Raw genomic sequence first — 22,658 nt, forward strand, 5'->3', positions numbered from 1 at the left:
TTAGCAAAAGCAATTGAAAGTGCTTTTAATCAAGTTTCGTTAAATGATATTTATAATTGGTTTACCCATTCTTGTTACTGTACTTCACCAGACTGAGAAAGGCTATAATTCAATATTAACTGCACTCTAGGGTAATTATTTCAATAGGAAAAATAGCGATTTTGCTATTATTAATCTCTCGATAATCTAATTTTTGCAGGGATAGATAGAATGTGAGTTAATTTATGGCAATATTGATGATCTCAGCTAACATATGGTGACACTTGATTATTGATTGATTTTTTATAGATAATTTGAAGTTAGGGAACACTAAAAAATAAATTATCCGAAATTGATGGCGTGGTAGGGTGTGCTACTTGCGACAGAACCTAAATAAAAACTTCTCCTGGCAAACTGACAATCAAAAAAATTGAGTGGATAAACTCTACTGGCTTGACCACATTAAATTACAAGACCGGGCTAAAGTAGGTGACAAAGCGTTCTATTTAAGTAGAATCAAGCAGCGTGGCTACCCGGTTGTTCCTGGCTTTGTAGTGTCTGAAGAAGTTTTGCGATTATTTCTAGAAACTCTCAACAGTTCAGAATCATTAGTCGCTAACTTACCTAATTCTTCCTTACACTTGGATGTAGCCAACTGGCGACAACTCCAGCAGGTGGCTGGGCGTTTACGTCAGGAAATTATTCATGCAACTGTACCATCACAGTGGGTGAATACAATTCTGACGGCCGCTAGGGAATGGCAAACTAACTTTTTAATTTTCCGTCCTAGCTTAACGCTAGCAACAAAAACCTACAGATTAGGAAACACATCTGGATTATTGGATGCTGCTTTCTGTTACTGCAATGAAGACGCGATCGCTCACACTCTCAAGCATACCTGGAGTCAACTGTTTCGCGCCAGAAGCTTGCTATATTGGCAACGTATGGGAGTTAACCTCCAAGAAGTTAATCTAGCAATCTTAGTACAGCCAGTCAAAAATGCGATCGCCAGTGGTTTATTAATCGCTAACTCCTCAGGCTATAAAATCCAAGCTACGTGGGGATTAGGATTAGCCTTGACTCAGGGCGAAGTTATACCAGATACACACCACATTCAACAAGAAACAGGTATTGTTTTAGAAAGACATCTGGGAAATAAAATGTTCGCCTATCGTCTAGATAGTTCAAAATTGAATGATGCCGAACTAGCCGATAAAGAGTTATTCACATTAGATTACCCTTGTGTAGGCGCGTATTCAGTGGAAGAGTCTCACCAGCAACAATATGCTTTAACTGAAGAATACCTACAACAAGTAATTACCTTAGGGCATCAACTAAAAAGCGAACTAGGTAATAGTTTCACTATTGAATGGACAATTCCTGAGGAAAATTCCACCCCCTGTCTCTACATTACGCAAGTGAGTACTCCCCAATCTGCAATCCCTAATATACCTTTCATCAAGGGTGCTGGGGCGGCTAGAGGACGTGTCACCGCTAATGCTTATGTTGTCACTGACTCCCACAGTAAACCAGAACAACTACCCAAAGGCGTAATTTTAGTAGTAGCAGCAATTACACCTGATTGGTTGTCGTTACTAGAACAAGCCGTTGGTATTGTCACAGCCCAAGGAGGAGTAACCAGTCATGCAGCAATTTTGGCTAGGGAACTGGGCATTCCAGCCGTTGTCAATGTAGCAGATGCCACCTTATTAATTCCTAATGGTGAACGATTGCTAATAGATGGCGATCGCGGAGAGGTATATTTACTAAAAGCAGATGAAGCCACTACGGTAGAAAATTCACACCAGCAACCTCTGACTCTACCATTTCAACCTGTTGTTAGCAGGCAAATGCCAATGATTGCTACCCAACTGCTGGTTAACCTCAGTCAACCTAGTCTAATTGAGCAAGTACAGAACTTGCCTGTAGATGGGGTGGGATTATTGCGTTCAGAGTTGATGTTATTATCTTTACTCAAGGGACAGCATCCGAATTTTTGGCTTTTGGATGGGCGGAAATCAGAATTATTAGAGCAACTATCTGAGCAGATTGTCCAGTTTGCCCGCGCCTTTGCTCCGCGCCCAGTGTTTTATCGCTCCTTGGATTGGCGATCGCATGAGTTATCAGCAAATAATTTCCAATCTGCGCCCCAGTCAATTTTGGGCGATCGCGGTACATTGAGTTATGTCCGCAATTCTGATGTTTTTGAATTAGAACTTACAGCGATCGCTAATGCCCAGAAAGACGGCTATGATAACATTCATCTTTTATTGCCCTTCGTTCGCAGCGTCGCCGAATTTACCTTCTGTCGCCAAAAAGTTGAACAATTCGGACTCACCCAAATTCCCCAGTTTCAACTCTGGATGATGGCAGAGGTTCCTAGTGTATTATTTTTACTACCAGAATATGTCAAAGCTGGGGTAGCAGGTATATCTATCGGTACAAACGATCTGACACAATTGCTATTAGGTGCAGACAGGGAACAGGGAGACATCACCAAAGTTTTAAATGAACGCCACCCAGCTGTGATGGCTGCTATTGCCCAACTAATCCAAATGTCCCAAACAGCCGGCATCCCTTGTTCTATCTGCGGACAAGCGCCAGCAATATATCCAGAAATTATCGATCAATTGGTGCAATGGGGTATCACATCGATTTCCGTGGAACCAGAAGCAGTAGAGAGGACATATCAGGCGATCGCTCGTGCTGAACACCGCTTATTATTACAAGCAGCACGCCGACAGATGGGACAGCGTGGTTGAAAGGTGGAGACAGTTATGCTTTCTCAAACACTGGTCTTAGGGTGTAAGGGACTTCCAGTTAACAATTCAAAATACCCTACGGGAAGGCAAGCCTACAAAATTCAAAATTTAAAATTAAAGACATTTTCAGATGGGGATTTAAACCCCGCCTGAAAATGATACTACGTATAGACGTAGGGGTCTTAAATCCTTTTATTCACTATAAAAAAATATCCAAAACGTAGGGCGCGCTACTTGCGAGAAAACCTAGCTGCACCAGAAAATTACTCATACTGACACACCCTACTAACTATCAATAAAAATTATCTCCAGACACTTAAATAGAGCCGTGGAGATGTGATCATGAGTATTTTAAAATTTTTCAGCCTTATCAAACTTCACCAGGAATACAACCTGTCTTCAATTTGTCCAATCTTCAATAGATAGTTATCTTTAAGCACTACGCTTTTTAAAAGTAACTAATCCTAAACCAGCTATGACTATTCCTGCCATTGCACCTGGCTCTGGAACCTCGGCGACGTTAGCTGTCACTAGTTTCACATCATCGATGTAAGAACCATAAGTATCTAAGCCAGTATTTAAGTCATTCGGGGTGTAGTTAAATTGCACCCGTGATAGTTGACTGGTAGCAATGAAAGTCCTAGTAAATGTTGTCCAAGCAGTCGTTTGACCGCCAGCACCAATGGAAATCCTTTCACGGAGGACATTACCAACATTGGCAACATCGCCAACCAATACATCAAAGATATTATTTGCTGCGCTGGTGTTTGGACGAGCAGAGTAGTCAAAAGATAGAGTGTATGTTTGACCTACTACAGTTGCGACATCTTGGTATATGCCCAAGGGATTTTCTGCTGAAAATTTAGTTTTATCGTAACCATGACTATCCAACTCAACTAGGTTACGATCATAAGCGTTATTAGGATCGGAAATATCTTTATGGGGAGAGCCAGCTATACCACCACGTTGGACTTCGATTTTACCGTTTGGTGTTGCAGACCAACCATTAATCCGATCATAAATGTTCCAAGTACTATTACCTGTTAGTTGAGCTTGGTTAGTACCAGTTAAAGTTGTGTCTTCAAAGCCGCCATTAACAATTAAGTTCATTGAAGAAACTGGTGTTGCAATCGCATGGGCAGAACCAGTATTAGCAAAAGGAGCGATCGCGGATACAGAAATAGCTGTGGCACAAACAAGTTTTTTCAGAATCATTATTTTGAACTCTGCTTTTGTCTAATTAGTCAACACAACTTAATTCTGTGAGTAATTACAGTTAAAAGACAGGATATAAATACTAGACTTTAGCTAAAAGCATATATGCACAACTTAGTACTTTATTGCATAGCATCAATAAGTAAAAACATTGATTATCCTGAAAGATTCTGCCAAATAATTTAAAGGAAATATGAAATAAAATTGTACGGAGATAAAATTCTGGCTAAAAATGAAAAATATTGAAGGTAGTATGAATTTGATAGTTAATAACTAGGTCAGAACCTATATCATTTTCATAAAGACAAAATAAAAATTGAAGTTTTTGACAAAAAGACAAGTATCAATTAGACTACCCCTGACAATTAGCAACAATCAATCATGTATTCTTCTCAAGCATCTGCCCTTCCTCACCGTGTTATCGGTTTAATCAGTGGCACATCTGTAGATGGTATAGATGCCGCCTTAGTAGAGATTACTGGCACAGAATTGGATCTGAAAGTTGAATTACTAGCAGGAAAAACATATCCTTATCCTGCGGACTTAAGAGAACGCATATTGGCAGTTTGTGCAGGCGAAGCTATTTCTATGTTGGAACTTGCAGATATGGATGATGCGATCGCCCTAGCTTTTGCCCAAGCAGCTCAAAATATTCAAATAGGTTATCAGCCAGCAAATTTAATAGGCTCTCATGGTCAAACTGTATATCATCGACCACCAAAAGAAGCAGGAGTAGGGAAGACAACCCTTGGCTATACTCTCCAGCTTGGTCGTGGTGAGATGATTGCCTATCTGACAGGAATTACAACTGTCAGTAATTTTCGCGTTGCTGATATCGCTGTTGGTGGTCACGGCGCACCTCTTGTTCCCAGAGTCGATGCCTTTTTACTGAGTCATCCCCATGAGAGTCGCTGTATTCAAAATTTAGGTGGTATTGGTAACCTTGCTTATATCCCAGCGCGTACTGATGACTGGCTTTCACAAATTCGTGGTTGGGATACAGGCCCAAGTAATAGCCTATTAGATTTAGCAGTAGAACGTCTGACATCTGGTACTAAAACCTATGATGAAGATGGTCAATGGGCAGCCAGTGGAACTCCTTGCTATCCTTTAGTCAAAAAATGGCTCACCCACGAATATTTTCATCTCTCACCTCCTAAATCCACTGGTCGGGAATTGTTTGGCGTGGCTTACCTAAATCAATGTTTCCAAGATGCCGAACCATACCAACTCAGTCCAGCTGATATGCTAGCAACACTCACAGAACTAACTGTAGCTTCCATTGTTCACAGTTATCGTACTTTTTTACCACAAATGCCACAACGTGTATTTTTATGTGGTGGTGGTAGTCGTAATTTGTACTTAAAACAAAGATTACAGTTAGCGTTAGAAACCGTCCCAGTCTTGACCACTGATGAAGCAGGCGTGAGTGCCGACTTTAAAGAAGCGATCGCCTTTGCTGTTTTAGCTTACTGGCGACAATTAGGCATTCCAGGCAACCTACCAACAGCCACAGGCGCACCACATGAAGTTTTGTTGGGAGAAGTTCATCAAGGGTGAAGATAGAGAATGGGGAGTAGGGGTATAAAGATAACTACTGACCACTGACTAATGACATTTCGACTTTGCAGAATATATGTTTATAGTCTGAGGACTACTCGATCAAGGCAAGGAAGATACAAAGTGGCTCACACTTTTTTGTTGGAACCAGGACGCTGGAAAATACAAGGCAGTTGGCTAGAACGGAATGGTATGCCAATCAGCGTCAAGGGTATGACCTTGGTAGCTTGGAGTCGAGATAACTGGTTTACTATGGCAGCAAAGTTGATATTTCCAGGTAGCGATCGCCCAGAAATTTCACTACAGTATAAGGGGCGTTTACATCAAGAAGAACGCCAATATACTTTTTTACTGCAACATAGTCTTTTAGGACAGGTTGAAGGTGAGGGTTGGATTGGTCTAGATACAATTGTGCAACGTTATTGGGCAATGAGCGATCGGCAACGCCGGAGTGGATTTGAAACCATGCACCGCATTTCTGACGATGCCTATTATTTAAGTAGCGGTGTTATGTCAGGTCATTTTTTAACAAGCACAATGGAAGCAAGCTTAGAGCGTCAGTCTTAATCAAATAATTAGTCAATCGTTAGTTGTCAGTAGTTATCTTTTTCCCCCCATAATTTTTGATATCCCTATAAGTTATCTACTACAGAAAAATTGGGCAAACTAAAACTACATCAAAATCCCAGTGCAGAACATTAGGATACATCTACCTATTGTTTTTTGTTTGCGCTCCTCAACCACAGAACTGAGTACTCATATCCTGAGTATCCATAATGAACTGTGTACATCAGGATGAAGAGGGGACTAGAGGTTTAGAGGTAAGGGGCTGGTAAATTTTACGGGCTAAACACCCCGCTACCGCTAACATAAAGCTGCTTATCGTCCTGCTAATACTACTCTGCACTTTTTCAGTACAGGTCTAGCTCACCACTGTTGAATATTGGAGTCCAATTCTCTATGTCAGACCCCAACATAGGTCGTTTACTTGGCAAACGTTACCAGCTTCAGGAATTAATTGGTACTGGAGCAATGGGTAGAGTTTACCGTGCCAAGGATGTTTTGTTGGGAGGTGTACCCGTTGCAGTGAAATTTCTGGCTTTATCAATGCAAAATGAGAAAATGCGTTTGCGAGAACGCTTTGAGCGAGAAGCAAAAACTTGTGCTTTATTAGGGCAGAAAAGTATTCATATTGTACGCGTGATGGATTACGGCGTAGATGAAAATAAAATCCCCTTCTATGTCATGGAATATCTGCAAGGACACAGCCTCAACCAAATAATTCGCCAGCAAAATATATCCTTGTCTCGCTTTGTGAGCATGGCGCGTCAAATTTGCTTGGGTTTACAGTGCGCTCATAATGGTATTCCAGTTGATGGAACTGTCTACCCCATTATTCACCGTGACATTAAACCTAGTAATATCCTAGTGATTCAAGATCCCAGTTTTGGAGAATTAGTTAAGGTCTTAGATTTTGGTATTGCTAAATTACTACAGTCCAATAGTGACCAGACGAAATTTTATTTAGGGACACTAGCTTATTCATCTCCTGAACAAATGGAGGGTAAAGAATTAAATAATCGCTCCGATATTTATAGTTTGGGTGTGATGATGTTTGAAATGCTCACCGGTAAGATGCCATTAGTTGCACCTACCCATTCTTTTGGCTCATGGTACAAAACTCATCACAACCAACCGCCCAGAACTTTTTCTGAGGTTGCACCTGATTTACCAATTCCTAAGGAAATAGAAAATTTAGTAACGAACTGTTTAGCTAAGGCAGCAAAAAACCGCCCATCCAGTATCAGTGAAATACTACAAGTTTTAGAGTCAGTGGAACAACGTAGTAAACGTTTATTGAAGCAGGAAAATTACGACAGTCGTCAATCTACAGCTACTTTAACAATCAATACTATCCCTGAACAAAAGATAAAACCTGATGTGCTGTTATCCGTACCTAAGGATAACAGTATTTACAGTACTTCCTGGCCACAAAATAAACCTATTGCTGATATTGTTTTTCCTCAGTCTATCAATATTAATGGAGAAGTCTTACCTGCATTATGGGTAATGCTGCCGGAGAAGGAAATTTTCAAGCGCATCATTTGCAGTCGTTACAATCAATTTCTGTTCATTACAGCGCCTCATCCCATGCTGCTATGGATCACGGTTATCTATAACCGTAAATATGGGGCTAAATGGTTACCTTACTATCTCGATCTCAAAACTGGTATCGGTCAAGAGATAGCCAGCTTGTTAGTACAAACAGGTGGCTATCGTTTATTATTTTTTGCACGAGAATCACCAAATCGCTGTTCCCATGTTTTAAGTGCTAGTGTTGCTTCAGCTCAACGTCAACGGCTGCAACAGTGGATTATGACCGCGAAAACCTTTGTCTCTTGTGTTGATCCCCAAATGAGTAAAAACCTCCTCAAAGGAGAATATGAAAAACTTAAACCCCAAATTCTCGCAAAATTGGCAGCTATTGATACGGATTCTCCCATTGACTTATCTGGCTAGAACCGCTTGAACTATCTGTAACATCTGTATTAGCGAAACATCTTGTCTAAAAATGTAAATTTTTATAAATAAAATATATAACGTAGTTGTAACTATTATTGGCAATAAATATAATGATCATCAGTGTTAGTGAAAAATACGATCCTGGTTAATTACAAAAATAGGGTGTCTAAGAGTACTTACGGGATTTAAAAGCCAAAGGTACATAGTAATGTAACCAGTAGTCATTTGAAGGTTGAAGTTTACTAATACTATCAGCTTGGTAAACAAGAAGCTAAACAAGTTAAAGGAAGACAGTACTTAACAACAAAAGTAGATGCCATGTTTAGTTTTGAGTTATTTACTTACTAGTCAATGGGAATTTATTCGGGTCGTAAGTTGACGCCCCAGCATCCCCAGCTCTTTTCCTCCCTGGAACTGAGCAAGAGAAGGAGGTCGCCCACTGCGACACATAGCGACTCTATGCCGGAGTGGAACCAGAATCTAAGCCCCACTGATGCTTGAGTAGCTCTTGATATGTGGCTTCACGGACAACCATTTGCTCGTAAAGTTTGACCAAAAAATCTTTGGCTTGGTCATGACTCATATTCTGTACTTGGGTGGCAAATGAGCGAATGCTGAATTGTTGTTCCAATGACAATTCGATTGGTTGGTTCATAACAGACTCCTAAAAGACAAGGCGTAAAGGTTATGTCGGTTACAGAAGCCCCACAGGCATAGGACTTTAGTTAGTACCTGCCCCATATTGTTGATTATTCCTCTGTATTAAGAAAGATAACAACTATTTGACAGATTGCCTATATCCTTAATGGGTAAAGTTTGTGCTTCGTTGTTTTGCACTTGAGCCTACTGGTATATAACCCAAGTCTGCTAGAGCAGATTTCGGTTAAATTCATAGATTGAATAAATTTACAGCAGGTTCAACACCTAAAATTGACTACCTAGTCGCAACTATTCTCTGGCGGGAGATGTTAATGACTGGGTAGTAAATTAATGGTAGTAATATCGCATTATATGCGTCATACCTTATTATGTGCAAGATGTCAACAGACAAAATTTATGTAAACTAAGCTGGCAGTGGGGAAATTTGCTGCTAAAAATATTTGTATCAAGTTGCAAATGGGAAAAATGCTCAGGTTGAACAAATTGCTGAGTATATTTACTAAAAATGCGGTTTTTGGTTGTGAGTTGCTAGTTGGCAATTAGCTATTTTGGGGACATTATTCTAAAGCAACAATAACCACGGTGATGTTATCGTGTCCGCCTTGGTCTTTAGCGTCTTCAACTAAGGAAAGAGCAGATTGATCCAACAAGGGGTTAATTTGTAAGTTATGAGCGATTTTCTGATCTGGAAGTTCTTCTGTGAGACCATCACTACATAGCAATAGGCGATCGCCTATCTTCGTATCCAGTGGTTGCACATCTACTTGGTGTAAGTCTTCTCTGCCTAAACACCTGGATAAAACGTGGCGAAATGGATGAACTCGCGCTTCTTCGGCGGTAATGTCGCCAATTTTAATTGCTCTGGCTACCCAGGTATGATCTTCCGTAACCTGTTCTAGTTGTGTTTCTCGCAAACGATACAGACGAGAGTCACCAACATGAGCGCACCATTGTTCTTGGTTACGGAAAATAACGACTACGGCTGTTGTGCCCATATCAGCCCGTTCAGGATGATTCTGCTGATCCTGTAGAATGGCTTCGTTTGCCTGCCATAAAGCTTGTTCTAGTAATTCGGGCGAGGGTTTAGAAACATCCCAATTAGCGGTCAAATACGCCTTAATTTCCCTCGTGGCAATGCGACTTGCTTCTTCACCTCCTGCATGACCACCCATACCATCAGCGACGATGAAAAATCGCCCCTCAGGGTCGATATAGTAATCATCCTGATTGTTAGAACGAATAAGCCCCGGATCTGTGTGACCCGTGAAGTTGAGTTTCATAACTTTTTATCACAACAATTAATACATACGGTCATAACGATCTAGGCGCAGAAGCAGTCGAATCAGTATTACTGACACTGCTGCGGCAACTAAACCAGCCAGCAGTGCTAACCATACATAATGATTAACTAACAGAATAGTTGCTGAAAGGGTAAATCCACTGATTATCAGTGCATAACCTATGCCTATCTGAATATTGCCTTGTCGCCGTAGGAGTCGTTCTGATTCTATAGAACGTACCCGCAAGCGCATATCTCCCCGCTCTAATTTTTCTAGTGTATCTTCCAATCTCCGTGGTAATCCGAAGGCAGTGGTACTAACTTGGACTGCTTGTCGGCTCAATTCGTTGAGGAAGCTATTGCTATCAGAACCATTCATATCGGTCATAAGCTGCATTGCGTATGGTTGGGCAACTTCCATAAAGTTAAACTCTGGATCTAAACCTTTGCCTACCCCTTCTAGGGTGGAAAAGGCACGCATCACAAAGGTGAAAGTTGCAGGAAATCTAAATGGTTGATTATAAGCTATTTCGTATAAATCATCACTAATCGCGGCTACAGATTGATTTTCAAAGGGTTTATCCATGAAATTGTCAAGCATATACTGCACCGAACGTCGCACTGGCCCCATATCATCTACGGGTGCGATCGCTCCCAAATCTATGAGAGACTGGACTACGCGATCGCCATCTTTTTGAGCGATACCAAACAACGTTTGCATTAGCCCTTCGCGGATATTTGATTTAATCTGCCCCATCATACCGAAGTCGTAGAAAATTAAGGCTCCATCGGCACTAACCGCAATGTTACCTGGATGGGGATCGGCATGAAAAAATCCGTTATTGAGCAGTTGCAATAGGTAGGCTTGAGCGCCTTGACGAGCGAGTACCTTCCGGTCTAGTCCTGCGGCTTCTATGGCTTCGTATTGGCTGATTTTGATCCCTGGTAGGTACTCCAAAGTTAATACCCGTGGCGAAGCATAACGCCAATAAACTTTGGGGACTTTTACCCATTCATAGCCGCGAAAGTTCCGCCGAAAAGTGTCAGCGTTGCGACCTTCGTTGAGATAGTCAATCTCTTCCCAAAGAATCCGGCAACATTCTTCGTAAATCCCCATCCAATCCCGTCCCCGTCCCCATTTGGGATGGCTTTGAAAGTAACGGGCAATGCCTTTAAGAATTTGTAAATCTATCTCAAATAACTTTTTTAATCCTGGTCGCTGCACTTTAACAACAACGGATTCCCCACTATGCAAGACAGCTTTGTGTACTTGTCCCAAGCTAGCAGCCGCCAGAGGGATTGGCTCAAAACTGTGAAAGAGTTCGGGAATTTTTTTACCTAATTCTTGCTCAACTATTTTTTCAACTTGCTCATAGCCAAATGCTGGCACTTTGTCTTGTAGCTTTGCCAACTCTTCTACGTATTCGCCAGGAAATATATCTGCACGGGTAGAAAATAGCTGCCCGACTTTAATGAAAGTTGGGCCTAAATCCAGCAGAGTATTACGAATCCAGACTGCTTGAGCTTTACGTCTTGCAGCCTGTTTTGCTTCCGTGACACCGCCAGGATAACTCCAAGATTTGTTGTATCGCCAAAGCTTGAACATTAAGGTCAAGACAAAAGACCAAATGTCCACAAAGCGCCGCTTGCTAGAGTAGTTTTCCCGATTCCAACGGTAAGCCTTATCTGAATAATTGGTTTCCATATCCTGCGCGTACCGTTGGGTTTTTACTGAATCACCTGGAAGAAAAGACACTCTGATTCCTAAATTGTTTTCATAAATTGCCACTCGTCAGTTAACAACTGACCCTTAGGGGTGACGCTCCTAACGTCGCTACCGCTACGCTAACAGCAGTTGCTACAAGTCGGGGAACCCGACGACAGTCGCTTCAAGTCGGCAAAGCTGCCCACAGCGCTGTCTCCCCAACGCACTGCTTCAAAACTGACAACTGACCACTAACTAAATCTATACAGAACTACTGCGATAACGTTGTAATTCGTTACGCAAGAGGGCGATTTCTGCCCGTAACTCATCGATGGTGGCTTGTAAGTCAACTGAGTCAGCAGCCCCAGTTTGTCGTCCACTACCTGTAGTTGTTTGACCTGCATCAGCCGCCGCCGAGGCTCGGTTTGCTCGTTCTATCACTTCATCGGTGAATTGGCGTAGCTGTTCTCTAGCTTCCGCATCAAATTTACCGATTTCACTCAAAGCATCGGTAAAAGCGACTTCTAGACGTTCATTAATGACTTCGGCTACAGCTCTACCGACAAAAAAGGCCTGTACAAGGGGGTTACTCATAAATTTTTGTTACGCTCATCCGCAAGAGAATTATAACTTGCCCGTATGCTTTGCGGCTTCCTTCTGGCAGGTGCTGTTAGGTTTATTTAGTTAGCCGGGTTGCTATCCAGCAATTATATCTATATAGATATATAATCAGCTAATAATAAATGATGGATTAAATATTAAAAAAAGCTAAAATTTTTATCTATTTTTTGTGGCTAACTTCATAAGAGAATCGCGTAGCCTATTACAGGCGATCGCCTGTTTTTTCCACAATGATAAAATAAACCCAGAAATAATTGATGCCGGGTTGATTCTATGACCATTGCCCAAGAATTAGAATCTCAAGCAGACATCTCAGAAGATGTGATCTTTCCCCCTGGTGATTTATATAGTGATGAGCCTCCCTTGGAAACAGAACTACATCTACGACAGATAATCCTACTTTTACAATGTCTTGAGTGGCTATGGCGGGATAGAAACGATTTTTATGCGGCGGGAAATTTGACTATATACTACAGTCCGCGTCAACTCAAATCAGAATATTTCCGGGGGCCAGATTTCTTTGTGGTGTTGGGAACTGAACGCAAAACCCGTAAGAGTTGGGTAGTTTGGGAAGAAGAAGGTAAGTATCCTAATTTCATCTTAGAAATTCTCTCTGATTCCACAGCAAAAACAGATAAAGGTTTAAAAAAAGAAATATATCAAGATACTTTCCGCACTCATGATTACTTCTGGTTTGATCCTTTTACATTAGAGTTTGCTGGGTTTCATTTAGTAGATGGAAAATATCAACCTCTACAAGCAAATGAACAAGGATATTTGTGGAGTCAGCAATTAGGCTTATATTTAGGGATTTATCAGGGATTATTACGGTTTTTTACAGCAGATGGTCAATTAGTAGGGACACCAGAAGAAAGAGCAGAACAGGTAGAACAAAAACTAGAACAAGCTGAGGAAAGAGCAGAACGGTTGGCTGCCAAACTGCGAGAGTTCAATATTGATCCAGATATGATATGAAAATGCTGGTAATTCCTCTGGTTTTATAAAATCTCCATTTTTTTAAAGGAGGAGATTTTAATTTTTTATACTAGTGCTTGACTCAATAATTCTCTGTGCATAAAAGCGCCTTCTACTAAGGTTGTAATTTTCTCAGATGCTAAAGGTTGAGTGTTGGTGTAGAAATCTATCCATGTTTGACTAATTATATTGGCGTTATCTGGCAGATTTATTAAATCCCATCCAGGTATTGCCAAATCTTCCATTAAACGATTGATTTTGGGATCATAACTCAAGGCAAAACAGCGACAACCTTCACTTGCTGCCATAATTAAACTGTGTAACCTCATGCCGATCGCCATTTCAACGCCACGAAATACACCTTTTAAAATCTGTGGGTCTTCTATACACACAATTTCGCTAACATCTTTTAATTGTGGTTGTATTGCTTGAGCGATGGCTAAATCTTCGCTTTTTTGAAATGGCAGTAATAAAATAAAGGCTTGGGTAGATTTTTGCAGACTCACCAAGGCTTGAGTTAAGTTAGCTAACCGTGGCGCTGTTAATTGGGGATGGTTTCTTAAGGTGACAGCAATTCTAGGGTTAGGTAAATCGGCAAGTTCTGGAAATGGTTTTGCCTGTAACGCCCACACAGGGTCTGGTGCAAGGATATGGGGAATCTGCCAATCAGCTAATAATGCAGCACTCGCGCGATCGCGTACACTAACTTTAGTACAACCAGTAAAATTCTGTTGTGCTAACCAGCGAGTCTGGGGACGCACCAAGGGGCCAATCCCTTGCGCCCAAGCCACAGTCTTTAAACCCATTTTCTGCGCTAATGTCATCAGCCCCCCATAGTAAAAAGGACTGATACTGCTGGTAACATCCTGAATTAGACTCCCGCCACCCCAAATAAAAGCATCACAAGAACGTAAAGCTGGCAACACAGATGTAAGAGACATCCGATTGTGAGATTCTACACCATAGTGATCGCTAGTTTCTTCTGGATTCCCAGACAGAACCACAGGTGTAACATGAGATGGTAACATTTGCAGAAGCGTTGCCAATAAAGCTTCGTCACCACCATTTCCCTTACCGTAATACCCAGATAATAATGCCCGCATTCCATTTAAAATTTTGGATGTTGGATTTTAGATTATCAATATTTTCTCAATTGTTGACGAGATGTCAGTCATATCGCAAAAAATATGAATTTACCTATGGGAAGATGAAGGAAGTGTTGACGGTTGACAGTTAACAGTTAACAGTTAACAGTTGACTAATAACTATTGACTATTTTATGAACGTTCTCTCAATTCCCACCTGGATTATTCATGTTTCTAGCGTTATCGAGTGGATTGCCGCTATTTGGTTAATCTGGACTTATGGCGAACTCACTGCTAACCGCAGTTGGTGGGGATTGTCCCTAGCAATGTTACCAGCCTTGATTAGTGCTATGTGTGCTTGTACATGGCATTATTTCGATAATCCCGAATCTCTAGAATGGATAGTGACATTGCAAGCAACCATGACTTTAGTAGGGAATTTTACCCTGTTGGCAGCAGCATGGTTGATTTGGCGTTCTGCGAAAATAGAGGTTAGGGATTAGAGAATGAGGAAGAGAAGGTAAACGAGTGCAAATCTCTCCCCCCAATTACCAATTACCAGTTACCAAATGAACAGTGATTATGTCTAAAGAAACCCTATTTGCCCTATCCCTATTTCCCTATTTGGGTTTCTTGTGGTTTATCCACCGCAGTCAGCTGATGCCTCGTTTAGCCCTATATGGATTTTACGGTACTCTTGTTTTTGTAGGCGTTACTATTCCCGCCGGCATTTATGCCAAAGTTCATTATGGTGAAGCCTTAGCAAACGTAGACTGGTTACACGGTGGTGCGGAAGTATTTTTGACTCTTTCTAACATCTTGATTGTAGTGGGTTTCGCACAAGCTATCAGACAACTGAAAGCGAAAAACTAAATCGGGATTTGCACAAAATTAGTACTCTTCATGGCATTAAATACAGGGGGATGGAGATGGATGTTATTCCAGCAATTGATTTACTAGAAGGTCGTTGTGTGCGACTCTATCAGGGAGACTACGATCGCTCACAAGTGTTTAGCGAAAATCCTGTTGATGTGGCTAAACAGTGGGTAGATGAAGGTGCAACACGTCTGCACATAGTAGATTTAGATGGTGCAAAAGCAGGTAAAGTAGTAAATCTAGAAGCAATTGAAGCGATCGCTCAAGCTATTTCTATACCAATTGAAATTGGTGGTGGATTGCGCGATCGTTCTAGTGTGGAACAGGTGTTTAATTTAGGTGTACAGTGGGCAATTCTTGGTACTGTCGCCGTAGAACAACCCCAGCTTGTACAAGAACTCTGTCAACAATACCCCAGACAAATTATTATCGGTATTGATGCTCGTAACGGACTAGTAGCTACTCGTGGTTGGTTAGAGACATCTGAAGTTTTAGCCACCCAATTGGCAGTACAGATGCAGGAAATGGGTGCAGCCGCCATCATTTATACAGATATCCACCGTGATGGGACTCTTGCAGGCCCGAATTTAGACGCACTGCGAGAACTAGCAGCCGCCATTTCTATCCCTGTGATTGCATCTGGCGGGGTAAGTTCTGTCACCGATTTGTTGAGTTTGTTGGCATTGGAACCCCAAGGCGTGACTGGTGTGATTGTGGGACGTGCATTGTATACAGGTGATATTAGCTTAAGGGAGGCATTGCAGGCGATCGGCCCAGGACGTATTCAAGACATACCACCTAATTTAGACTTCTCTTCCTTTGCCTAAAATAATTCAACTTGAGACTGATGGTGTTTGCGTAGAGTTTTTACAAGATGCTATGTGAACACAAGTATCATCTGTAAATTGCCATAGCGTTTTTTAATTTCCGGAATCCCTGATACCAGATTGTAGTTAGCTATATGAGTTCATCGACAGTTAGTGTTTCCCCTGGACTGGTGTAAAACATCTGGTTGCAATCAAATTAACCTACTAAACAACCATCTATAAAGAGTAGCTTAAAATACTGAATAATTTATTCTGGCAAATCTTTCAGTTCTCAAAATAACTACAAATAATGGGTTTCCTTTGCCATAGAGACGTAAATATTGTAACGTCTCTATTTTATTTTACTATGTAAATTTATTGACCGATTTCTGGAAATAGTAATATGCTAAATGAAGATACAATTACTACTCATTAGCAAATTGCGTTCTATGGCTAGCCAACAACCTAATCCCAATCAACCGTCCAATAAAAATTTAAAGGTAAGCAACAAGAATAGAAAAAAACCACTAAATAATGGAAAACCCGATAAAACAGACCAATAATATCTTTAATTAAATGTATTTACATCTTAAAAAGACGTAATTATTATTACGTCTTTTTATTTATAGCCTTAGCCAGATAGATTAAGACATCAAGCTAAGAAAAAATTATTACAAAACAAGGCTTTTAAGTTTATCAAGCTTCAACTGTCAACACCTATATTTTAATTATTTATAGGAACCTGATTTGATGATTGCAATTATCTAAGTGTCTGTAGGGCAGATATTGCCCACCGCATGACGGTTATAGTGGGCAATGACCCAGTAGCGCCCCTAATTATATTTCAGAAATCAAATACCAGTCCTATAACTTCATTTATTTTTCACTTGACTTTTCGCTTGTTCTAAAGCTATTTCCTTGATTGCTTGATAAGAATTGACATTAGCAGTACCTTCAATAGCTTTCACCGCTAAATCTTGAACTTGCTTGAGTGCAGAATCAAGCTGTTTAAATAAGTTTTGTAGTCGTGTCTCTTGATTATTAATTGTTTGTTCTAAAGATTGAAGCCTCTGTTCATAAAAGCGTTTCTGTCCTTCCACTTCTTTAGCGTATAAATCAGATTTAACCTTGGCTTGGTAGTAAGCAATTCCTTTACCTTCTTCTGTAGCTTTCTTAACGGCAGCTTCTTTCTCTTTAGGAAATACTTCTACTTTCGTTTTAAAGTCTTCAAATTGCTTTTCTCTTTCAGCAATTACTTTTTCCCGTTCATTCCACTGTTTTTCTGCATCTTGTTGTAATGCTTCTAATTGGTTATACAAAGCTTTCTGCTGTTGTTCATATTCATCAGTTGCCAATTGACGAGCAAGTTCTAAATCATATTTGTACTCTGCATTATCTCTTTGTCGAGATTTATTTTGATTTTCATTCCGTTCTTTGATATTGCTTTGGTATTCTTCTTGTTCTTTTTGCCAATTTATTCTTTGTTCGAGAATTTCTTGTGATAGTATTTCATAGCGCTGATTAAACTCATCTTGATAGGCTTTTGCGTTTTCCTCATAAGTAGTGATAAGTGTATCTAATGTATTTTCAGAAACTTCTAAGCCATGTAAGTTCTTTAATTGCTCAACTTCTGTCGCCACCGCTTCGCTAATTCCAGATAATCTTGAAGCTTGTGTAGTTAGCTTTTCCGATAATTCATTTACCGCACTACCAAATCCCAACTGAATTTTTGCTAGGCTCTCAATTGTATAATTCATTTTTTGTTGGATGGTATAAGGCTGATTTATTATTTGAGTTTGTTCTGATTTTGGTTGTTCCGTTTTGATGGTTGGCGTTTCTTTAGGTGCTTGGCTAAGTTGAGATTTAAGAGATACAGTTTCTTTAGTTAAATCCTCATAAGCTTGTAAAATTTCTGCTTTTGTGTTCTTATCAGTTAACTTTTTGACTGCCATAAAAACCTCTATTTACTGCCACTATTTATTGTAAATTTCCAAATTTATTTAGTTGTGGAACTATCAAAAGCTCTCATTGCCAAATCTTGTGATTGTTTTAGTGTTGTTTGCAATTGAGTAGAAATACTTTCTATTTGTTCCGTTTGTTTTTGAATAGTTTCTTCCAGTGATTTAATTTTTAATTCGTAACTTTGCTTACTGGATCCCCATTCTTTTTCAAATAAATCTGCTTCAATTTTAGCTTTTTGACTTGTATCTTTAATTGCTTCTTCTCTAGCTTTTTTCACAGCCTCTTCTAATTCTGCGGGGAATGCAGCCACTTTTTGTTGATATTCAGCAAAGATAGTTTGACGTTCTGTGTTAATTTTTTCTCTTTCTGACCAATCTTTTTCTTTTTGTTGAGTTTTTTCTTGAATATCTCTTTCTAAATTACGTTTTTTAGATTCGTAGACATCGGTATTGAGTTTACGAGTTGTTTCTAATTTATATTGATATTCTTCTGCTTCTCGCTGGCGTTCTTTGGCTAAAATATCATTGTATGCTTGTAGAGATTCTGCATATTCTGCTTGTTCTTTTTGCCACTCTTTCCGTCTGGTTAATATTTCTTTTTCTAAAGCCTCTTTTTTACTAGCCGTATCTTGCTCTAGAGTTTTTAATTTTTCCTGGTGTTCTTGTGTCAAGATATCTAAAGCATCTGCAACAACTCTAATTCTTTGTAATTCTTGTAAATGCTTGGCTTCGATTTCTATAGATTGATTCAATTCATCTAATTTAGAGTTTTCTTTAGCCAATTTTGTAGAAAGTGCATTAACAGTACTACCAAATTCTAATTGTAAATCTGCTAAAGATTTGACAATACTATCAACTGTATATTGAGAAGCAATCGCTAAAATTTCTTGATTTTTTGCCTTGTCTGCTTCTTCTTGTTTAGTGGCTATTTTGGATTCTAGTTTTTTCTGTTCTGCTAAAATTTGTTGAAATGCTTGCATTAGTTGCTGCTTACTATCTTTGAGTGCAACTGTGGTCATATTTCAACTCCCTTGATTAGATAATGATTAACTTGGTAGTCAGCAATACCAGTAACTACCCTATGCACATATGATGGTAGCCCCTAAATATACATTTAAGGTGCAGTGCAAATACTGTAATAAAGCAATAAATATTACTTGGCATAAAATCAAGCTTATGCCGTGGGTTTTATTATTGTTTGGTATGCCTTTACTTAGTACTTTTGTACTAAAGAAAATATACCCAAATCAATTGACCTCTGTCAAGCAATTTGTGATTTTATTTGACAATATTAAATTCAGGCTCAATCTAAAATCCTGTAGAATTTTGGAATTTTGGATCTCTTGGGGCTATCTGTGGTGTATTTTAAATTTTGTGTAGAGCTATTGCACCCCAGAAATTGCTCTGGGCGTGTAGCTAGAGCGATTTATGGTATATTTGGCAGTGTTACATATATTACTTGCAGAATCATTCACGATCGCCAAAGTGTGAATGTAGTGAAAAACAGATAATCAACTCTAACCACCATATTGATACAACCACAGGGCCTGAACTTTTGTGATATCAATGTACACCAGTGAATCGATCAAGTATTCGGCTAGAACAGAGATTGGACAAACCAGTCGGATTCTGGTAGTGGAAGATGAAGAACTCATCCAAGAAATGCTAGCAGTAGCACTGGAAGAGGAAGGTTATGGGGTAGTAACTGCCGCTGATGGTAGGTCAGCTGTAGAGTATCTCAAAAGTTTTGAACCAAACGGAGGAGATTTTCCCTTTGATTTGGTGATTCTTGATTTGATGTTACCTCAAATAAATGGCTTAGATATTTGCCGTTTGTTGCGTCATCAAGGCAACCCAGTACCAATTTTGATGCTCAGTGCCAAAGGTAGTGAAACAGATCGCGTGTTAGGTTTAGAAGTAGGGGCAGATGACTATTTAACTAAGCCCTTTAGTATGCGGGAGTTGGTGGCACGTTGTCGCGCTTTACTCCGTCGTCAGCGTCTCATCACTTTACCCCAACTACCTGTACTGAAATTTAAAGATGTGACTTTAAATCCTCAAGAGTGTCGGGTATTGGTACGAGGACAAGAAGTAAATCTTTCACCCAAAGAGTTTCGCTTGTTGGAACTGTTTATGAGTTATGCCCGTCGAGTATGGTCACGGGAACAGTTGCTAGACCAGGTTTGGGGGCCGGATTTTGTCGGCGATAGCAAAACTGTAGATGTCCACATTCGTTGGTTGCGAGAAAAATTGGAACAAGACCCCAGTCACCCAGAATATATTGTGACTGTAAGAGGATTTGGATATCGATTCGGATAAGCTATTGAGATAGTTGTTAGTTTTTATTAATCACCCGCAACTAACAACTTAAACTCAAATGCTCTTATTGGGATTTTTTCTGGGTTTGGCGGTAGGTATTGGGTTATGGATTTGGCAACAGATTCAACTAAACCGCTACCTGACGCGAGTTACCCAACCTCTGCACTCCCATACTTCTAAGCTGAAAGTGGTGTTGCCGTTGCTTCCTCGTCTGCAACGAGAAATCGCTACTCTCAAACAGCATCGACTAGATTTGCAACAGTCGCTGCAAACTTACCAAGACCTACTGGAATTTGCGCCAGTGGGCTATTTGCAGGTAGATGAAGAAAATCAATTGCTGTGGTGTAATCAGCAAGCAAGAGAAATCTTATATTTACAAAGATGGCAACCGGGACAGGTGCGTTTGTTGCTAGAATTGGTGCGCTCCTATGAACTTGATCGGTTAATCGAGCAAACACGCGATCGCCAAAAACCCCAGACTAAAGAGTGGGTATTTCATCCCTCTTGTGATAACGCCGCAGAAATGCCCACCATCAAATCCATGATGTTAAGGGCATTTAGTCTACCACTACCCGATGAACAAGTGGGAGTTTTTCTGGAAAATCGCCAGCCCCTCCTAGACATGAATCAGGTAAGGGAAAGGTCTTTTTCTGATTTAGCCCATGAATTACGCACACCCCTAACTTCCATTCGCTTGGTGGCAGAAACCCTGCAAAATCGCCTGGAACCGCCCTTAAATCGTTGGGTTGACCGTTTGATGCAGGAAGTAGACAGATTGGTTAACTTAGTCCAAAGCTGGTTAGAACTGACTCAAATGGAAGCAAATCCTACCATGCAGTTGCAGATGGAAACGGTAGAATTGCGATCGCTCATCACTTCAGTGTGGGAAACCCTAGAACCTCTAGCACAGCGTCAAAATCTGTCCCTTTCCTACTCCGGCCCAGAAAAACTATTGATTAAAGCCGACTCAGCCCGGATTTATCAAGTATTTCTCAACTTGCTAGATAACAGTATTAAGTACAGCTCACCCAATACCAGTATTCAAATTCAAGCCGAAATCTTATCCTTTAAGAAGAATCATGAAGCTAATTCTGCTCCTCCCATCCTCGAAATAAATTTAATTGATGCTGGTAAAGGTTTTGCAGAAGAAGATTTACCCCATGTTTTTGAGCGATTTTATCGGGGGGATAAAGCGCGGACACACTCAGCCTTGCAGGATACTAATATTGTCGGTAATGGCTTAGGTTTAGCGATCGTCAGGCAAATTATTTTAGCTCACGGTGGTTCTATCAAAGCCATGAACCATTCAGAAATCGGTGGCGCATGGATACAACTTCATATACCTGAAGTAGTGGCAAACTGACAACGCCAAGACTATAGTTAAAGATATCTTCACGTTTGAGACTACAAGTGTGAAAGCTGTCGTTTATAGTCCCAACCCTGAAAATCCCCAGTTAGCACGAGCCATTAGGCGTTTAGAACGGGATGTATTACGCATGGGAGCTTTGGTAGAACAATCATTCCGCCTCAGCCACCAAGCCCTATTCTCCCGTGACTTAAAAGCAGCTGAGGAACTTCCCCGATTAGATAAAAAAATAGACCGTTTTTATAGACAAATAGAATCAGATTGTACATCCATAATGACATTACAAGCACCTACAGCCCAAGATTTGCGCTGTTTGAGTGCTTTTATGCAATTAGTCAGAGATTTAGAGCGTATTGGTGATTATGCCAAAGATTTAGCTCAGATAGCAGTCAAAATCTTTCCCTATCCGCCTCACTCATCTCTACCAGAAATTGCTGTGATGGCCCATCACGCCCAAGCTATGCTAGCCACTAGCTTAGTCGCTTTGGCCGATTTAGATGAAGCCGGTGGACGTAGTATCAAGCATTTAGATGATGCTGTAGATAATGCCTATGATCACCTCTATCAAACTTTATCCCAGCAACGAGATGTGCAAGGCGTGGTTGAGCCAATTATACTGCTAGCACTGGCAATTCGTTGTTTAGAACGTATGGCAGATCATGCAACTAACATTGGTCAAAGAGTGGCATACATTGTTACTGGTCAACGTGCCTAATTATAGCTTGGTTATTTTGAAGCTAATCCCATCCCTCCCAGGGCTGGGATTTTTTTTATTAAAGGTGATATTTTACCAATCGTTTATCTTTTCTTAAACTTACAAAACTAAATTAGGCTGTAACGACAGCTAAACACGTAGTAAAAATTATTATATTTGACCAAAAAGTCTTAAGTAAGGCTTTGGTTGGTTATCATCACCAGACTCTGACCTCAACGTAGGAATTAGAGACTGTTAGAAATTTTCATTGT

19 protein-coding genes are annotated in these 22,658 nt (G+C 40.3%); 11 read left to right on the forward strand and 8 right to left on the reverse strand.

Annotated features, from left to right (window positions below):
* Nucleotides 1-413 precede the first annotated feature (413 nt).
* Nucleotides 414-2,741, forward strand: a complete 2,328-nt coding sequence (locus H6G14_RS07720) for a putative PEP-binding protein (RefSeq protein ID WP_190566522.1) — start codon at nucleotides 414-416, stop codon at nucleotides 2,739-2,741.
* Between the two features lie 432 nt (nucleotides 2,742-3,173).
* Here H6G14_RS07720 and H6G14_RS33510 read toward each other — a convergent pair whose 3' ends face one another.
* Nucleotides 3,174-3,956, reverse strand: a complete 783-nt coding sequence (locus tag H6G14_RS33510; RefSeq protein ID WP_242053374.1) for a PEP-CTERM sorting domain-containing protein — start codon at nucleotides 3,954-3,956, stop codon at nucleotides 3,174-3,176.
* A gap of 381 nt (nucleotides 3,957-4,337) precedes the next feature.
* On the opposite strand from H6G14_RS33510, the gene H6G14_RS07730 reads away from it, so the two are divergent.
* The 3 genes from H6G14_RS07730 to H6G14_RS07740 all read left to right on the forward strand — a co-directional run bounded on the left by H6G14_RS07730 (nucleotide 4,338) and on the right by H6G14_RS07740 (nucleotide 8,036).
* A complete protein-coding gene (locus tag H6G14_RS07730; RefSeq protein ID WP_190566524.1) occupies nucleotides 4,338-5,516 on the forward strand; it encodes an anhydro-N-acetylmuramic acid kinase in 1,179 nt (392 codons plus the stop codon).
* A gap of 123 nt (nucleotides 5,517-5,639) precedes the next feature.
* Complete coding sequence (locus H6G14_RS07735; RefSeq protein WP_190566526.1) at nucleotides 5,640-6,083, forward strand: hypothetical protein; 444 nt, start codon at nucleotides 5,640-5,642, stop codon at nucleotides 6,081-6,083.
* Nucleotides 6,084-6,476: 393 nt separating this feature from the next.
* Nucleotides 6,477-8,036, forward strand: a complete 1,560-nt coding sequence (locus tag H6G14_RS07740; protein ID WP_190566529.1) for a serine/threonine-protein kinase — start codon at nucleotides 6,477-6,479, stop codon at nucleotides 8,034-8,036.
* A 460-nt stretch (nucleotides 8,037-8,496) separates the two neighbouring features.
* On the opposite strand, the gene H6G14_RS07745 is transcribed toward H6G14_RS07740, so the two are convergent.
* From H6G14_RS07745 to H6G14_RS07760, 4 genes are all read right to left on the reverse strand, one after another.
* Nucleotides 8,497-8,694, reverse strand: a complete 198-nt coding sequence (locus tag H6G14_RS07745) for an NblA/ycf18 family protein (protein ID WP_010998650.1) — start codon at nucleotides 8,692-8,694, stop codon at nucleotides 8,497-8,499.
* 562 nt (nucleotides 8,695-9,256) lie between these two features.
* Nucleotides 9,257-9,979: a Stp1/IreP family PP2C-type Ser/Thr phosphatase gene (locus H6G14_RS07750; RefSeq protein WP_190566531.1), complete on the reverse strand. Its 723-nt coding sequence runs from the start codon at nucleotides 9,977-9,979 to the stop codon at nucleotides 9,257-9,259.
* Nucleotides 9,980-9,997: 18 nt separating this feature from the next.
* Entirely contained in the window at nucleotides 9,998-11,683 is a 1,686-nt protein-coding gene (locus H6G14_RS07755) for an ABC1 kinase family protein (RefSeq protein ID WP_190566755.1), read from the reverse strand.
* Between the two features lie 261 nt (nucleotides 11,684-11,944).
* Entirely contained in the window at nucleotides 11,945-12,277 is a 333-nt protein-coding gene (locus tag H6G14_RS07760) for a DUF6825 family protein (RefSeq protein ID WP_011320104.1), read from the reverse strand.
* A gap of 300 nt (nucleotides 12,278-12,577) precedes the next feature.
* On the opposite strand from H6G14_RS07760, the gene H6G14_RS07765 reads away from it, so the two are divergent.
* On the forward strand, nucleotides 12,578-13,279 hold the full coding sequence (locus tag H6G14_RS07765; protein ID WP_190566533.1) for a Uma2 family endonuclease: 702 nt from the start codon (nucleotides 12,578-12,580) through the stop codon (nucleotides 13,277-13,279).
* Between the two features lie 65 nt (nucleotides 13,280-13,344).
* On the opposite strand, the gene csaB is transcribed toward H6G14_RS07765, so the two are convergent.
* A complete protein-coding gene (gene csaB / locus H6G14_RS07770; RefSeq protein ID WP_190566535.1) occupies nucleotides 13,345-14,382 on the reverse strand; it encodes a polysaccharide pyruvyl transferase CsaB in 1,038 nt (345 codons plus the stop codon).
* A 176-nt stretch (nucleotides 14,383-14,558) separates the two neighbouring features.
* Here csaB and H6G14_RS07775 point away from each other — a divergent pair, with 176 nt between their 5' ends.
* The 3 genes from H6G14_RS07775 (at nucleotide 14,559) to hisA (ending at nucleotide 16,067) form a co-directional block, all read left to right on the forward strand.
* Entirely contained in the window at nucleotides 14,559-14,867 is a 309-nt protein-coding gene (locus H6G14_RS07775) for a DUF2499 domain-containing protein (protein WP_190566537.1), read from the forward strand.
* Nucleotides 14,868-14,946: 79 nt separating this feature from the next.
* Nucleotides 14,947-15,237: a DUF3593 domain-containing protein gene (locus H6G14_RS07780; RefSeq protein WP_190566539.1), complete on the forward strand. Its 291-nt coding sequence runs from the start codon at nucleotides 14,947-14,949 to the stop codon at nucleotides 15,235-15,237.
* Between the two features lie 56 nt (nucleotides 15,238-15,293).
* Entirely contained in the window at nucleotides 15,294-16,067 is a 774-nt protein-coding gene (gene hisA / locus H6G14_RS07785) for a 1-(5-phosphoribosyl)-5-[(5-phosphoribosylamino)methylideneamino]imidazole-4-carboxamide isomerase (RefSeq protein WP_190566541.1), read from the forward strand.
* 851 nt (nucleotides 16,068-16,918) lie between these two features.
* Here hisA and H6G14_RS07790 read toward each other — a convergent pair.
* Together H6G14_RS07790 and H6G14_RS07795 are read right to left on the reverse strand one after the other, a co-directional pair.
* On the reverse strand, nucleotides 16,919-17,998 hold the full coding sequence (locus tag H6G14_RS07790) for a hypothetical protein (protein WP_190566543.1): 1,080 nt from the start codon (nucleotides 17,996-17,998) through the stop codon (nucleotides 16,919-16,921).
* 44 nt (nucleotides 17,999-18,042) lie between these two features.
* Complete coding sequence (locus H6G14_RS07795) at nucleotides 18,043-19,026, reverse strand: coiled-coil domain-containing protein (protein ID WP_190566545.1); 984 nt, start codon at nucleotides 19,024-19,026, stop codon at nucleotides 18,043-18,045.
* A 547-nt stretch (nucleotides 19,027-19,573) separates the two neighbouring features.
* Between H6G14_RS07795 and H6G14_RS07800 the strand changes: the two genes are divergently transcribed.
* From H6G14_RS07800 to phoU, 3 genes are read left to right on the forward strand one after another with little or no spacing between them, the layout of a single operon-like run.
* Nucleotides 19,574-20,326 (forward strand): winged helix-turn-helix domain-containing protein, encoded by a 753-nt coding sequence (locus H6G14_RS07800; RefSeq protein ID WP_011320093.1) that lies wholly within the window; start codon nucleotides 19,574-19,576, stop codon nucleotides 20,324-20,326.
* Nucleotides 20,327-20,384: 58 nt separating this feature from the next.
* The gene (locus H6G14_RS07805) at nucleotides 20,385-21,689 is read left to right on the forward strand and encodes a sensor histidine kinase (RefSeq protein WP_190566547.1); all 1,305 of its coding nucleotides are present in this window, start codon (nucleotides 20,385-20,387) and stop codon (nucleotides 21,687-21,689) included.
* A 49-nt stretch (nucleotides 21,690-21,738) separates the two neighbouring features.
* Nucleotides 21,739-22,407, forward strand: coding sequence for a phosphate signaling complex protein PhoU (gene phoU, locus H6G14_RS07810; RefSeq protein WP_190566549.1), 669 nt, complete (start codon nucleotides 21,739-21,741; stop codon nucleotides 22,405-22,407).
* Nucleotides 22,408-22,658: the final 251 nt, after the last annotated feature.

Origin of the sequence: Nostoc parmelioides FACHB-3921, assembly GCF_014696625.1 — a bacterium.
Taxonomy (GTDB): Bacteria; Cyanobacteriota; Cyanobacteriia; order Cyanobacteriales; family Nostocaceae; genus Trichormus; species Trichormus parmelioides.